This window comes from Halostagnicola alkaliphila (assembly GCF_055379965.1).
Genome location: NZ_AP043826.1, coordinates 1,815,656 through 1,829,595, shown reverse-complemented (window position 1 = coordinate 1,829,595; position 13,940 = coordinate 1,815,656). Strand labels below are relative to the sequence as shown.

Genomic DNA, 13,940 nt, shown 5'->3' with positions numbered 1-13,940 from the left:
GTGGAGAGAATCGCTCGAAGGTAACAACTATATCGCATATCATATAGTGACCCGTTTTCACCACTTTGTATGAAGCCGTCTCCGCTCCGAAGTACGCTGCTCGCGATGGTCGGTGCGCTCGTCGCGTTCATCGCCGTCTCGCTCGTTACCGATAGCTCAGTGCGGATCGGGACGCTGATCGGCGCTGCTCTGGGCTGTGCCGTACTGCCGCTTCTCGCCTATCACCCCGGCCCGCTCGAGGAACGAACGGCGATCGTCGGTGGTGCGGTATTGACGATTATACTCGTGAGTGCAGCGCTCTGGCTACACGTGTGACGTATCAGGAGCGATCGACTCCGTAACGAAAAACGCCGATCAAAAACCGATCACTCTCTGCCGGCGAGCAGAACCCGTTTACTCCGTAATATCGTCGACGAGTTCGCGCACGTACTCGAGTTCGTCCTCCAGCACCGTGTGGCCGACGCCTTGGTAGATCCGTTTCTCGGTCTCGGCCTCGAGGTCGTCGAAGGCTCGAATCGACTCCTCAACTCGTTCGACGGGGATGTGCGGATCCTGGTCGCCGCAGCCGATGAAGACCGGCGTTCCGTCCATCGACCCGTCGTAGTCTCGCGGCGTTCCCTCGGGTCCGATTAACCCGCCCGAAAGCGCGACGACGCCCCCGTATCGGTCCGCGTTTCGAGCCGCGTACTCCGTCGAAAGACAGCCGCCCTGGGAGAAGCCGAGGAGTATCGTCTTCTCGAGCGGAACCCCCCCAGATTCGACCGTCTCGCGGACGTCGTCTAGTTTGGCGAGCGCGGAATCGAGATGGGGCTGATTGTCCTCGAGCGGCGCGAGAAACGAGTTCGGATACCAAGTCCCTCGGTGTGCCTGCGGCGCGAGGTACGCGATATCGTCGCGAGCGAATTCGTTCGCGAACTCGAGCATACCCTGCGCGCGAGCCCCGCGACCGTGAACGAGGATCATCGCCGCGCCGGCTTCCTCGAGGTCGGCTCCGGCTCGCTCGATCGGCTGGGTTCCGTGCGGATCGTCGATCATAGTTAGTCCAACGGCTCGAACGTCAAAAGACGTTGGTGAATCGGTGATTCGAGCCTGCTGCGCTCGAGCCGTGCTAGGTTTACAAGCTCGTCGATGGTAGGGCTCCGAGCCGTTCTGAGGGCCGCGGACTCGAAGGATACCGGTTCGGCGCTTCGCCAATCGGTCGGTCGAATCCGACGAGTGCGTCGGCCGCGAGACGGCGGATTCCAATGACAACAGAACCGAAAACGCTCGTTCGGCGCGACCCGGAGGAGATCTGGACCGATGGAAACCTCGATGCGATCGACGAGATATTTGCGGAGACGTTCGTCCTGCACGATCCGTCCGCGGGTGACGAACAGCAGGGCCGTGAAGAGTACAGAGGGTACGTCGAGACCTATCGAGAAGCATTCCCCGACGTCACCTACGAGGTCGAAGCCGTGATCGGCGAGGGCGAAATGGTCGCGCTCCGATACACCGCCCAGGGGACCCACGAGGGACCGTTCATGGGCATCGAACCGACCGACGAACGGGTTTCGGTGTCGGGGATGGAGATGTACCGCGTCGAAGACGGGAAAATCACCGAGATGTGGACGAACTACGACGCGCTGGGCCTCCTTCAGGAAGTGGGGGCCGTCCCGCCGCTCGAGGAGTTCGACGGATCGATGGAGTGAGACCCCTTTTTTCGACTCTCAAACCGTTTAGGCCCGCTCGGAAGCGATGGGGCCGTTATCGAAAGCAGTAGAACCGGGAACGAACTGCCGGCCGAGAAACTCGATACTCTTTTCACTACTCAGTGTTATTACCTAGTTGTATGAGCGAGTTCGAAAAATTCAGCGACGTCGGCGAAGCGGACGTAACACGAGCGATCGGACAGGAATGGACCGAGGAGTTCATGGACTTCTCGGATTCGGACGTCATCATCGTCGGTGGCGGTCCGTCCGGCCTGACGGCCGCGAAGGAGCTCTCCGAGCGCGGTGTGAAGGTAATGGTCGTCGAGAAGAACAACTACCTGGGCGGCGGCTTCTGGCTCGGCGGCTTCCTGATGAACAAGGTCACCGTTCGGAGCCCGGCCCAGAAGGTTCTCGACGAACTCGACGTTTCCTACAAGGAGTCCCAGGACAGCGAAGACCTCTACGTCGCGAACGGTCCGGAGGCGTGTTCCGGTCTAATCAAGGCCGCCTGCGACGCGGGCGCGAAGATGCAAAACATGACCGAGTTTACGGATATCGTCATCCGAGAGAACCACCGCGTCGGCGGCATCGTCATGAACTGGACGCCCGTCCACGCCCTGCCTCGAGAGATCACCTGCGTCGATCCCATCGCCGTCGAAGCGGATCTCGTCATCGACGCGACGGGTCACGACGCGATGGCGGTCACCAAGCTCGACGAGCGCGGCGTCCTCGACGCGCCGGGCATCCAGGACGCCCGCGACCGCGGCGAGGTCATGGATCAGACCGACAGCGACACCTACGGCGCGCCCGGCCACGACTCGCCCGGCCACGACTCGATGTGGGTCGGCGAGAGCGAAGACGCCGTCGTCGAACACACCGGACTCGTCCACGAGGGCCTGATCGCGACCGGGATGGCCACCGCGACCACGTTCGGACTGCCGCGCATGGGCCCGACGTTCGGTGCCATGCTCGTCTCCGGCAAACGCGCCGCCCAAGTCGCACTCGACGAGCTCGAGGTCGACGCCGAACCCGTCGAACTGAGCTCTCGAGCGGCTCCCGCCGACGACTGAACCGGCGATGAATCGAGTCGTCCTGTACCGTGTGCCGACGGCCGAAGCGCAGGTCGAGGAGATCGCAGACTGGCTCGAGAAGCGCCTCGAGTCGTCGGTCGGCGCAGATGTCGTCGTGCGAGATCGATTTCTCGACGTTCACCGCACCGACGAGCTTGCCGAGCGCTTCGCCGAGGCGCGAGTGCTCTCTCCGTACGATCGTGACACGGGCAACACGATGCTCGGCACGATTCGATACGAAGAGCGAGCCCTCGAGTCGCCCGACCGTGCAGGGGGTGTACTCTACGACGGCCTGCAGATCCAGCGGGCGCTCAACGACGCTTTGGCTCCCGAGGAACGGGATCTCGAGACGCTCCACGTGCCGATTCTCGATCGAGCGATCGGCACCTGGGGAGAGCACGACGGCCGGTGGCACAAGCGGGTGAACGTGCTCGGTCAACCCGGACTCGTCTCCGTGCCGGGGCTATACGAAGCGCCGGCAAAGCCCGAAAGTTACTACAAGGAACAACAGCGCCATGCGCTGCTTTCAGGAGATACGCCGCCGCGGGAAGTGCTCGAGAACCGCGTCGAGGGTGATTTTCTGATCGAGAACGATCCCCGAACGACGGACGCCCTGAAGGGGTATGTTCTTCAGGCGGTTCACTATCTCGTGGCGGGAGAGCCCTTTTGCGACGAGGAGGGATGCCGGTTGTTCAACGCCCACTATCACGAGGACTTGATCGAAGCCCAACTTCGAGACCCCGTCTTCTGTGACGAGCACGCATCGCTGTACAGTTAACAGGCGTTTCAACTGAGGACGAACGGCGGACCGCTTCTCGAATTCTTCCGTGCCCCGAATACCGACGTCGTGAGTTCGTCGCGCCCGAACACACAATCAGGAGTCCGGAACGACAGATTGTGCGGGTGGGTAAGCGTCCCGCGCGACGGCCCGTTTCGCGTCTCGTGAATCCGGTGCACATTTTACGGACGGCTCCGTCACCAACTATAAATGAGTGATGAATTTACGCTGTCGATCCCCGTTCGGTTTCGCGATATCGACCGACTAAACCACGTCAACAACGCGGTGTATTCGACCTATCTCGAGGAAGCCAGATTCGCGTATCTCGAGTCGGTGCTAGGCGTCGACATTACCGAGTTCGAACTCGTCATCGTCAATCTCGAACTCTCGTTTACTCGACCGATTTCGCTCGACGACGACCTCGAGGTCGCGGTTTCGGTAACCGAACTCGGCGAAACGAGTTGGACGATGACCTACGAGTTCCGCGTCGAGGGGGAAGTCGTGGCGACCGGCGAGACGACGAACGTCCATTTCGATCCGGAAAGCGAGCGACCCGAACCCCTCCCCGACGAAATTCGGGAGCCGATTCTCGAGTATGAGTCACTCGAATGAATCTCGGAACCGGGTTCGCTCAGTAGGGGGGTCGACACAACCGTCGAGATGCGGGTAAATCAATCAATTAAACATAACTATTATGTGTGTCATTATCATACAATAAGGTATTATGCCCACATCCACCTGTCAGGATGAAAATGAGAGTGTCGAACGCAGGGATCACGTTTTCACCGCGCTCTCGGCCGAACCACGACGTCAGGTCTTGGTTTCGCTCCTGAACGCCGGTTCCGAGGAGTTCGTCGAACTCCCCGAAGCCGCAACCTCCCCCGCACTCGAGTGTGAGTTACGGGAGCTTCGATCCCAACTGGTTCACCGCCATCTGCCGGTGTTAGAAGACTACGAGTTCGTTCGCTGGAAAACCGATCCGTTTCTGGTCGGGCGAGGCCCGGAGTTCGAACGGGTTAGCGATGTCATGGTGGCCTTGCTCGACCGGAGCGAACCGGTTTCGGTTCAGTTCGTCGCGGGACACGGTCGCCTCGAGCACGACCGAGAATATTCGACGGAGTGAGTGAAAAAGGGGGTTGAGGTCCGGTGGTTTTCGAGTCGGTCGAACCGGTAGAATAGCACGGATCATTCGAGGCGACCACCAGTCAATCGCACGACACCCAGGGCGTGGGTCTCGTGGGCGACTGCGACGGCGTTTTCTCGGAGTTTATCGTGGGCAGCTCCGATGCGTTCGTCCAGGCGCTCGGTCGGCGGACGGTCGTATCGGAGCTTCGTCGTCGGGGGCGTCGAGAGAACCGTGACCGCGTGAAAGACGGCGTTTACCGGCGGACTGTACCACCGTCGACTCCGGGCGGCATTGACGAGCACGAGATGTCCGCCGCTCTCGACGAGTTCGCACCAGTCGTCGACCGCACCGGCAGGATTCGACAGCATACCGACGACGAATGTGGCGAGTACCGAATCGACCGGGCCCGAGATCGGCGGCGTCGTCGCATCGCCACGAACGACGTGAACGTTATCGTACGGTGCGGTCAACTCGCGAGCTCGCCGGAGGACGGGTTCGGTAAAATCGATGCCGACCACGGTGCCCTCCGGACCGACCGCTTCCCGAAGGAAGGGAAGGTTCGCACCCGTTCCACACCCCATCTCGACGACCGTATCGCCGGGCTCGAGTCGACAGGCACTGGTCGCTCGTCGACGGAGCGTCGTAATACCGGGCGTTTTGCGAGCGAGCAAGTCGTACAACTGCGACCACCTTCCGTAGAACGCCTGGGCGTTTTCCGATCCCGTGTTGGTCATCCTCGTCTACCTCCAACGTCAGCCGCCGCCCTTAAATTAACGAGCGAACCGTATCAGCGACTGATTCTGCGTCCGGACCGAGCACGTACGTGATCGGTTCGATCCCCATTCCTCCGGTTTGATAGAGGACCGTCGCATCCGGATTCGCGTCGATCGCTCCACCGATGCTCGAGGCGATGTCTGAAGACTCGTCGAACTCGGCAGTCGCGTGTCCCTGCGATGCGAGCGTCTCGATGATATCCCGATCGTATTTGATGTTCGCGGCGGCCGAGACGTCGGCACCGTGTCGACGCGCCGCGAGCAACACCGTTGCCACGTGTTCTGAAACCCCGAACTCCGGGCCGCCGGGAACCGTCGCTTTCCCCTTCACATCGAACACACGTCCGGGAACGCCCGCGACGTCGTCCACTCCCTCGGCGTCGGGCGTGCACGCGACCAAATTCGAACCGACCGCGGGAATCAGTCCCGAAAAACCGCTCGCGTTCTCGAGAATTCGAAGCCCTCGTCGGATCGAGGAGAGAACGCGTTCGCTCGCCCGGAGATCACTTTCCGGATCGTGGACGCGAAAACTCGATTCGTACTCGGCGAGTTCCGGGACTTCCTCCTCGTGAACCCGCGCGAGAACGTCGCCGCCGCGTTCGAGTTCGCGAACCAAGATCTCGAGTTCGATGAGCGCCTGTACCGGCGTCGTATCGCCCGTCGCCAGCCCCTCCCCGAGTTCGGCGACGAGTGACTCGACTCGCTCGTCGGTTGCGACCAGCTGATTGATCGTTACGTCACCGTGAGCGTACTTCGAAACGGCGCTCTGGCTAATTCCGAGTACGGACGCGACTTCACTCTGTGTGAGCCCCCGTTCGCGAAGTTCGCCGGCTAACATCGACCGAACTGTCGGCAAGAACTCCTCGACGACTATCTCTTCGACGAATTTCATCTGTTGACCCGTCCTAGGAAGCGCTGCGGGATAACTGTGGCTCACTGCTGTGAGATTCGTGTCCAGCCAACAGGGTGGAGCCGGCTCGAATCCGGACCGATTCGTTGTCATTCGAAGATCGCCTTCCGATACGATCCAGTATTCGAACGTCCGTTCACGCGACTTTCGTGGGCTCTATATCACGAATTTCGATTCGCGCGCCGTCCGCTCGGCCGTCGGTAATCGAAAGCGACCAGTCGTGAGCGATCACGATCGCTCGGACGACCTCGAGACCGAATCTGGTTTTCGCATCGCGCGAGACATCGCTATTTTGCAACTGGGCGCGCTTAGCAGGCCGAATTCCGGATCCATCGTCTTCGACGTAGATTCCGTCCTCGGTCGCTCCGACCCAGATAGTTACCGACGAGCCGCCGTGCTCGACGGCGTTATGAAAGAGGGCTTCGAAGAGCTGTGTCAGAAGGGCTTCGTCGGCAACGAACAAGCGAGAGGATTCGACCGCGAGCGAGGCGTCGGCGGTCGGCGTTAGTGCCCACGCGTTCGCTGCGACATCTGCCAACGCGACCCGTGTGAGAGCGCTGACGCGTTGTGTCTGCGCGAACTCGAGTATCGAATCGACCATCTCGATCATCCGGTCGGTACTTTCTCGAATGGCCGCTACTGCGTCCGCGTTCGTCTCCTCGTTCGCCAACAGTTCGGCGTAGCCGTCGACGATATTGAGCGGATTTCGAAGGTCGTGAGAGACCGCGTTTACGATGGTTTCGAGCTGTTCGATCTGTCGATCCCGTTGCAGTTCGGCTTGCTTGCGGGTCGTAATATCGATGTGACTCACGATGGCGTATCGGTCGCCGTCGTAGGTTACCGCCGTCGCGTCGAGGAGAAACCACCGCTGGTCGTCCGGTGGATGGCACGGATACTCGAGTCGGAAGTGCTCCCGATCGCCTGACAACAAGGCCTCGAGGCCGTCCGCGACTGCAGTAGCTGTCGGTCCGTCGGCCTGCTGACAGACGGACAGATAGTTTTCGCCTACCCAGTGAGTGTCGTGGTTCGAACTGTTCGCGTCTCCGAACGCCATCCACGAGTCGTTGGCAAAAATTATCACGCCAGCGGAGTCTACCCACGCGACCTCGAACGGGAGCGCATTAACACTAACCTGAAGCAGGTCGGTGTCGGCTGGAGGAATCACTCTTGTTCTCTAGAAACACTAGTCAAGAAAAATAGCTGTCGGCCACCGCTCCAAACTCGGACGGCAAGCGATGTCATCAATCCGTTCGATCGAGTTGGTCGCCGCCGAACTCGTCGTCGCTCTGGATTCGAGAGGCCTGCGGGCCGTCCTGGTCCTGATACTTCGATCCGCGATCGCTTCCGTACGGCCGGTCGGCGGGCGTTTTGAGTTCCGTGAACGTCAATTGCGAGATTCGCATCCCCGGCGTCAACGCGACGGGTGCGGAGCCGAGGTTCGATAGCTCGAGGGTGATCTGCCCGCGATACCCCGGATCGCACAGCCCCGCAGTCGCGTGGACGACCACCGCGAGGCGACCGAGCGACGAACGCCCTTCGACGTGGGCGATCAGATCGGCGGGAATCTCGACGCGTTCGTGGGTCGTGCCGAGGACGAAGTCTCCCGGATGCAAGATGAAGTCGTCGTCGTCCTCGACATACGTCTCGGTCACGTACTCGTCGACTTCTCCCTCGGAGGTCGGATGGATGCAGGGGATGTTCGTCCGCTGGAACTCGAGGAACTCCCGTCCGAGTCGCATGTCGACGCTCGCCGGCTGGATCTGGAGTTCGTAGTCGTCGATCGGATCGATAACGAGGTCGCCCTCCTCGAGGCGCTCGAGAATATCCGCGTCGGAAAGGATCATGTGCGAGGACTCGAGTGGAGGGGATTAAAAGTCACTGAAAGGCTGCCTCGAGGAAGCAACGGGTGAGAGAACAGACGGAAAATGTTGCTGAGTTACTACTGGGCTACAGCGCGTCCTCGATATCCGATTCGATCTCGTCGTAGGTCGGTTCGTCGACTGTCTGTCCGTCGACAACGGCCGTCGGCGTCGCGCTGACGCCCGCGTCTTCGGCGCGATCCGCTTCGGCCTCTAACTCGTCTCTGAATCGCTCGTCCTCCACGTCGTCGACGACTTCGGATCCGTCGACGCCAGCTTCATCTGCGACCCGCTCGATAGCCTCGAGCGAGTAGTCGTCGAACTCGCCGTAGATGTTCTCCGTGAACTCCCAGAAGGCGTCGTCGCCGCCCCGATCCTGAACGGACCGCGCTGCGCCGGCGATTTGCCACGACCACTCGTCACCGATCGTTCTGGGGAAATCGCGATGCTCGTACCGAATTTGGCCGGGTTCGATGTACGCGTCGTGGATCTGCGGATAGACGTTTTGTTTAAAACTGCGACAGCCGCCACAGGAGAAGTCCTCGAAGACCATGACGGTCACATCCGCGTCCGGATCGCCCGCAACCGGAACCGAAAGCTCCGACTCGCCCTCGAGTGCTATTTCATCCTCGCTCGAGCCGGAACAGCCGGCAACGGCGACAGCGGCGCTCGTCAGTGCCGTTGCGGTGAACGTACGGCGTGAAATATCCATGTACTCGCTAGCGACTGCGCCGTGAAATATGTAGTGACAGCGGCATCCAGCATCAGGGTTCGATCCAGCATCAGGGTTCGGGCCGGCGGATAAGCACGAATCGAAACCGATCGCCGTTCCTATATCGGTCGCTCTCGAGAGGGACGGTATGAAACAGGCCATCGTCGCACGGACCGATATCGGGATGGGACAGGGAAAACTCGCCGCACAGGTCGCCCACGCCTCGCTATCGGCCTACGAGAAAGCCGACAAACGAACCCGTCGCGAGTGGAAATCGGGCGGGCAGAAGAAGATCGTTCTCAAGGGAAGCAGCGAACGAGAACTCCACGAACTCTCCGAAATCGCCGAACATAGGGGGATCGCACAAGCGATCGTCCGCGACGCGGGACACACCCAACTCGAGCCCGGGACCGTGACTGCCCTGGCGGTCGGTCCGGCGGAAGAAGATATCGTCGACCGCGTGACCGGAGAACTGCCGCTGTTTTGAACGCCTGACATCCACACGGTAACACGACAGCCGACCGTCACTTCATCGCTGATTCCGTTTTCGTCTCGAAAAAACTCGAGTACGTATCCAGAACGCTCAAGGAACCACCGATCAAAAGTCCGCAGGATGAAACGTCGCGCGTTTCTCGTGCTCGCGGTCTGTCTCCCCGGCTGTGTCGGCAACGGCGAGGAGATACAGGACCCCGAGGATGTCGAAATTATCTGGGATAGCCTGATCCGGGACAATCCCGGAACCGAGGAGGAACGCGTCTACGTCTGGGGAGTCGCCAGAAACGTCGGGGATCGGACGCTGAACTACGTCGAGATTCGGGCGACGTTTTTCGACGACGAGGGAGAGGAATTAGAGAGCGTCATCGAAAACGTTCAGGAAGACGTCAGCGCGGAGGAGGAGTGGGGATTCGAAATTGAATTCCCCGATTTCGGCGAACGCGCCGCGGAGGTCGAGGAGTACGAACTCGAGCCAGTCACCGGCGTCTGAGAGACAACTGATCGAGCACATGGACCACACCCGATTGCAAGAACCCTTCGCCGGAGTCTCGAGTGGGCGGTCCCCTTCGAGTAGCCGTGATAGCTTCCACGTCTGGGTAGCTTCCGTCGAGGCGTTCCCGCTTTCGAAACAGCGCCGGAAATCGACGCTCTGGGTGAGGTGCTGAGATGGCCGACGGAAATGGAAACGGCGAACGCACGGAAACCGACGCGACCGATCTCGAAGACGACCGGTCGGAAGCCGGCAACTCCTCGAACGACGATGCCGAACGGGATCTCGAGGACCGAAACGTCGAGGACCGTTCCTTTGCTGTCGCTGGGGAGAGCGGCGACCCGGGCGGGGTGGACGGCTCGAGCGATCACGATTCGGGCGTGTCGACGCTGGCGAGACAGGGGAGTATCACCTTCATCGGAAACGTCGTCAACGGAGCGATGGGGTTTGCGATCGTCATGTTGATGACGCGGTTCGTGAGTCCATCGGTGTACGGACTATTCGTGCTGGCGACGTCCGTCATCCTGTTCATGCAGGTGTTCGCCAATCTTGGACTCCCGTTGGCTATCGACTACTTCGTTCCCCAGTACTTGGACGAGGGTGAACACGGGAAGGCCAAAGGCGTCATCGTGCAGGTCACCGCGACGGTTCTTGTAACCTCTTCGCTCGTCGCGCTCACGCTCGCGGCGAGTGCCGGGTACGTCGGCGAGTTCTTTCAGGAGCCGTCGATGCAGATCGCACTGTTGCTGTTGAGCGTGACGATCCCGATGCTGGCGATCTACAACGTCTTGCTCACCTCCTATTACAGCATCAAGAAGCTCCAGTACCGGGTGATCATGCGCGACCTCGTTCGCCCGCTGGTCCGGTTTACCGTGACCGCGGCGCTCTTGTTGTCCGGGTTCGGCCTACTCGGACTGATCGCCGGGTACGTCGTCGGCCTGTTTATCGCCATCACGATCGGCGCGATGGTCTTTACCTACAAGGCCTGGGACCTGCTCTCGACGAAACTCGAGTTCGTCGCTCCGAAGCCGTTGTTGACCTACTCGGTTCCGTTGGCGATGACGAGCGTCGTCTTCGTCCTGATGGGCCACGTCGATTACTTCGTGCTCGGCTTTTTCCTCGATTCGGACGACGTGGGGATCTACAGAGTCGGCTATATGCTCGGCTCCGGGCTGATGATCATCTTCAACTCGCTGTCTCCGGTGTTCAAACCGCTGATCGCCGAGACTCGAGAGGACACGGAACTGGTCAACGAACGGTTCCGGGTCGCCGCCCGGTGGATTGCGGGGCTGACGCTCCCGATCGCGATCACGCTCTCGCTGGGCGCGAGTTCCTACCTCGCGGTGTTGTACACGCCCCAGTACAGCGAGGCGAGTGCGGTCGTCGCGTTGTTGGCGCTCGCGTTCCTGTTTAACGTCACCTTCGGCGGACCAGACGGCACGCTTCTCCAGGGGATGGGCTACTCCCGGGTCGTCTTCGCGAACACGCTCGTCCTCTTCGGCGCGAACTTCCTCGTCTCGCTGGCGCTCGTCCCGCTGTTCGGGATGGAGGGGGCGGCGATCGGGTCGGCGACGGCGCTCTTTCTCGTCGGCGGGCTGACCATCGGGGAACTCTACTATCTCGACGGGGTTCACCCGTTCACGAAGGACTTCGGGAAGATAATTTTCGCCGGTATTCCCGCGACGATCGCCGGGGCCCCGGTGGTCTATTTCATCGACTCGGATACCATCGTCGTCGCGTTGCTCCCGATCGTCGTCCTGGCGGCCTACGTCTTTACGCTCCTCACGACGGACGCGTTTACCGATGACGACGCCCAGATGGCGGCCGAGTTCAGTCCCGCGATCGAAAAGTGGCTTCCCGCGGGTCCGTGGAACCGGTGAGACCAGCCCCGTAGCCGAATAGCGGCTGGAAAAGCGAATCCGGGATTCAACTTCCGTCGAAGAGCGCACCCGGCGCGTCGATATCGATCGACACGATGCGGGCGACATTCCACAACGTTGCCCGGTACTCGTCACGACGGGAACGCCCAGATCGGCCTCGAGTCGGTCCTCGAGTTCTCCGTCGAAGCAGGCCCGTAAAGCTGATGCCGATGGTGTAGGCGTAGGCGACCGCGTACGTCGGCATGTGCGAGCAGTTTCCCGCCGCGGATCGCGTCGTCGCTTATCGCGTCGAGTTCCTCGACGGTGACCGACTCGAGGACCATTCGCGCCAAATGGATCGTGACGCTATCGGCCGTCGTCCGCTCGAACTCGGGTTCCGCCGTCGTGTTCGACCAGGGGACTAGCAGGCCGGTGCGGTTCCGGTCATCGGTACCGCCGTTGGATATGGGTCCGAATCACTCGTCTTTCTCGGCGTCGAGATACGCTTTCTCGTCCGCCAGATCGCGGTCGATCGCGGCCTGCTCCCGATCGCCGGAATCGCCGTGGCCGCCGCCGCCGGGCGTTCGAACCGTCACCGTCGTTCCGGCGGGAACGTCGACCGTCGTCTTCGCGGCGACCGCCGTTTCGTCTGCCGAATCGCCATTTTCAGCCAATTTGACCCCGTCAGGAACTTCGAGACCGTCCGGGAACTCGAGTAGGTTCTGCCCGCGTGCGCCGTCCTCGCCGCCCGCGACGCCGCCGGGCGCGTGGCGACGACGCTCGGTGAGCAGGGAAACCGTCGACTCGGTTTCGACCGTCACGGCGCGCTCGAGGCCGAGTCCGCCGCGGAATTTCCCGTCCCCGCCGCTTCCGGGCCGGAGGGCGTAGCGTTCGACCCGCATCGGGTACTCGGTCTCCATCGATTCGATCGGCGTGTTGAGCGTGTTGGTCATCCCGACCTGGACGCCGTCCATCCCGTCCGCGCCGGATCGAGCGCCGAACCCGCCGCCGATCGTCTCGTAGTAGGTAAAGGAGCCGTCACGAGCGCCGATGGTCAGGTTGTTCATCGTGCCCTGGCCCTGTGCTGGGACGCGGTCCGGCGCGGCCTTCGCCAGCGCGGTGAAGACCACATCGGTGACCCGCTGGCTCGTCTCGACGTTCCCGCCGACGACGGCCGCGGGCGCGGTCGGATTGAGTAACGATCCTTCGGGAGCGCCGACGGATACGGGCGCATAGCAGCCGTCGTTCGGCGGAATTTCGGGATCGGTGATACACCGAACGACGAAGTAGACCGCGCTCTTAGCGACTGCGATCGGTGCGTTCAGGTTCCCCTCGACCTGTTCTGCTGTTCCGGAGAAGTCGACGGTTATCGTCGAACCCTCGACCGTGACCGTCGTCTCGATTCTGATGTCTTCGTCGGTGATCCCGTCGCCCTCGAGCACGTCGGTGGCCTCGTAAACGCCGTCGGGTAGCTCCTCGACCTCGCTTACGATACGTTCTCGAGAGTAGTCGATCACGGCGTCGAACCCGGCCAGGACGGTATCTCGACCGTGCTCGTCGATCAGCGAGGCGACGCGCGCTTCGGCGCGTTCGTTCGCCGCGAGCTGTGCGCGAAAGTCGGCTCGGCGCTCGCGAGCGTTACGGACGTTCGCGAGGACGAGCGACTGTACGTCCGATCGGATCTCGCCGTTCTCGACGAGCCGAATCGGCGGCAGTCGAAGTCCCTCCTGATAGATCTCTCGAGCCCCTGCGGGCATGCTCCCGGGAGTCATCCCGCCGACGTCGGCGTGGTGCGCTCGAGAAACCGCGTAGCCGACGATCTCGCCCTCTGGGGCGATCGGCGAGACCATCGTCACGTCGGGCAGGTGCGTCCCGCCGGTGAACGGGTCGTTGAGAACGAACACGTCGCCGGGTTTCGGGTCGTGTTCGCGCACCGCTTCGACGGACTCGGGCATCGCGCCGAGGTGGACGGGGATGTGTTCCGCTTGCGCGACCATCCGGCCGTCGGCGTCGAACAGCGCCGTCGAGCAGTCGCGGCGTTCCTTGATGTTCGGCGAGTACGCCCCGCGGATCAGGGTCTGGCCCATTTCCTCGGCGGCGCTCTCGAGTTGGTTTCGCAGTACTTCCAGGGTGATCGGATCGATTGAGTCGTCGGTCATCGGTGTGGCTGTTTGCTGTTG

Annotated in this window: 18 protein-coding genes; 10 read left to right on the top strand and 8 right to left on the bottom strand. The window is 61.5% G+C overall.

Going from position 1 to position 13,940, the window contains the following annotated elements; all coding sequences use genetic code 11:
* Positions 1-69 precede the first annotated feature (69 nt).
* Positions 70-315: a hypothetical protein gene (locus tag ACZ5C7_RS14220; protein ID WP_464376950.1), complete on the top strand. Its 246-nt coding sequence runs from the start codon at positions 70-72 to the stop codon at positions 313-315.
* A gap of 78 nt (positions 316-393) precedes the next feature.
* Here ACZ5C7_RS14220 and ACZ5C7_RS14215 read toward each other — a convergent pair whose 3' ends face one another.
* Positions 394-1,035, bottom strand: a complete 642-nt coding sequence (locus tag ACZ5C7_RS14215) for an alpha/beta hydrolase (protein ID WP_464376949.1) — start codon at positions 1,033-1,035, stop codon at positions 394-396.
* Between the two features lie 209 nt (positions 1,036-1,244).
* Between ACZ5C7_RS14215 and ACZ5C7_RS14210 the strand changes: the two genes are divergently transcribed.
* From ACZ5C7_RS14210 to ACZ5C7_RS14190, 5 genes are all read left to right on the top strand, one after another.
* Positions 1,245-1,688 (top strand): ester cyclase, encoded by a 444-nt coding sequence (locus ACZ5C7_RS14210; protein WP_464376948.1) that lies wholly within the window; start codon positions 1,245-1,247, stop codon positions 1,686-1,688.
* Positions 1,689-1,828: 140 nt separating this feature from the next.
* On the top strand, positions 1,829-2,758 hold the full coding sequence (locus ACZ5C7_RS14205; protein WP_283834107.1) for a sulfide-dependent adenosine diphosphate thiazole synthase: 930 nt from the start codon (positions 1,829-1,831) through the stop codon (positions 2,756-2,758).
* A gap of 7 nt (positions 2,759-2,765) precedes the next feature.
* A complete protein-coding gene (locus tag ACZ5C7_RS14200) occupies positions 2,766-3,536 on the top strand; it encodes a DUF7001 family protein (protein WP_464376947.1) in 771 nt (256 codons plus the stop codon).
* 210 nt (positions 3,537-3,746) lie between these two features.
* Positions 3,747-4,148, top strand: a complete 402-nt coding sequence (locus ACZ5C7_RS14195; protein WP_464376946.1) for an acyl-CoA thioesterase — start codon at positions 3,747-3,749, stop codon at positions 4,146-4,148.
* Between the two features lie 112 nt (positions 4,149-4,260).
* A complete protein-coding gene (locus ACZ5C7_RS14190; protein WP_464376945.1) occupies positions 4,261-4,659 on the top strand; it encodes a hypothetical protein in 399 nt (132 codons plus the stop codon).
* A gap of 62 nt (positions 4,660-4,721) precedes the next feature.
* Here the strand turns inward: ACZ5C7_RS14190 and ACZ5C7_RS14185 are convergent, their stop codons facing one another.
* The 5 genes from ACZ5C7_RS14185 to ACZ5C7_RS14165 all read right to left on the bottom strand — a co-directional run bounded on the left by ACZ5C7_RS14185 (position 4,722) and on the right by ACZ5C7_RS14165 (position 8,916).
* Entirely contained in the window at positions 4,722-5,396 is a 675-nt protein-coding gene (locus tag ACZ5C7_RS14185) for a class I SAM-dependent methyltransferase (protein ID WP_464376944.1), read from the bottom strand.
* Between the two features lie 31 nt (positions 5,397-5,427).
* A complete protein-coding gene (locus ACZ5C7_RS14180; protein WP_464376943.1) occupies positions 5,428-6,327 on the bottom strand; it encodes a thiamine-phosphate synthase family protein in 900 nt (299 codons plus the stop codon).
* Between the two features lie 154 nt (positions 6,328-6,481).
* On the bottom strand, positions 6,482-7,510 hold the full coding sequence (locus ACZ5C7_RS14175; protein WP_464376942.1) for a PAS domain-containing sensor histidine kinase: 1,029 nt from the start codon (positions 7,508-7,510) through the stop codon (positions 6,482-6,484).
* A 76-nt stretch (positions 7,511-7,586) separates the two neighbouring features.
* The gene (dcd, locus tag ACZ5C7_RS14170) at positions 7,587-8,189 is read right to left on the bottom strand and encodes a dCTP deaminase (protein ID WP_464376941.1); all 603 of its coding nucleotides are present in this window, start codon (positions 8,187-8,189) and stop codon (positions 7,587-7,589) included.
* Positions 8,190-8,292: 103 nt separating this feature from the next.
* Positions 8,293-8,916, bottom strand: coding sequence for a thioredoxin domain-containing protein (locus ACZ5C7_RS14165; RefSeq protein WP_464376940.1), 624 nt, complete (start codon positions 8,914-8,916; stop codon positions 8,293-8,295).
* A gap of 148 nt (positions 8,917-9,064) precedes the next feature.
* On the opposite strand from ACZ5C7_RS14165, the gene pth2 reads away from it, so the two are divergent.
* The 3 genes from pth2 (at position 9,065) to ACZ5C7_RS14150 (ending at position 11,781) form a co-directional block, all read left to right on the top strand.
* Positions 9,065-9,403: a peptidyl-tRNA hydrolase Pth2 gene (gene pth2, locus ACZ5C7_RS14160; protein WP_464376939.1), complete on the top strand. Its 339-nt coding sequence runs from the start codon at positions 9,065-9,067 to the stop codon at positions 9,401-9,403.
* A gap of 126 nt (positions 9,404-9,529) precedes the next feature.
* Positions 9,530-9,901 (top strand): FxLYD domain-containing protein, encoded by a 372-nt coding sequence (locus ACZ5C7_RS14155; RefSeq protein WP_464376938.1) that lies wholly within the window; start codon positions 9,530-9,532, stop codon positions 9,899-9,901.
* Between the two features lie 176 nt (positions 9,902-10,077).
* Complete coding sequence (locus ACZ5C7_RS14150) at positions 10,078-11,781, top strand: flippase (protein ID WP_464376937.1); 1,704 nt, start codon at positions 10,078-10,080, stop codon at positions 11,779-11,781.
* 46 nt (positions 11,782-11,827) lie between these two features.
* Here ACZ5C7_RS14150 and ACZ5C7_RS14145 read toward each other — a convergent pair whose 3' ends face one another.
* Complete coding sequence (locus tag ACZ5C7_RS14145; RefSeq protein WP_464376936.1) at positions 11,828-12,025, bottom strand: hypothetical protein; 198 nt, start codon at positions 12,023-12,025, stop codon at positions 11,828-11,830.
* On the opposite strand from ACZ5C7_RS14145, the gene ACZ5C7_RS14140 reads away from it, so the two are divergent.
* Complete coding sequence (locus ACZ5C7_RS14140) at positions 12,024-12,185, top strand: hypothetical protein (RefSeq protein ID WP_464376935.1); 162 nt, start codon at positions 12,024-12,026, stop codon at positions 12,183-12,185. The genes ACZ5C7_RS14145 and ACZ5C7_RS14140 overlap by 2 nt on opposite strands.
* Before the next feature lie 51 nt (positions 12,186-12,236).
* On the opposite strand, the gene ACZ5C7_RS14135 is transcribed toward ACZ5C7_RS14140, so the two are convergent.
* Positions 12,237-13,919: a hydantoinase B/oxoprolinase family protein gene (locus ACZ5C7_RS14135; protein ID WP_464376934.1), complete on the bottom strand. Its 1,683-nt coding sequence runs from the start codon at positions 13,917-13,919 to the stop codon at positions 12,237-12,239.
* Positions 13,920-13,940 lie beyond the last annotated feature (21 nt).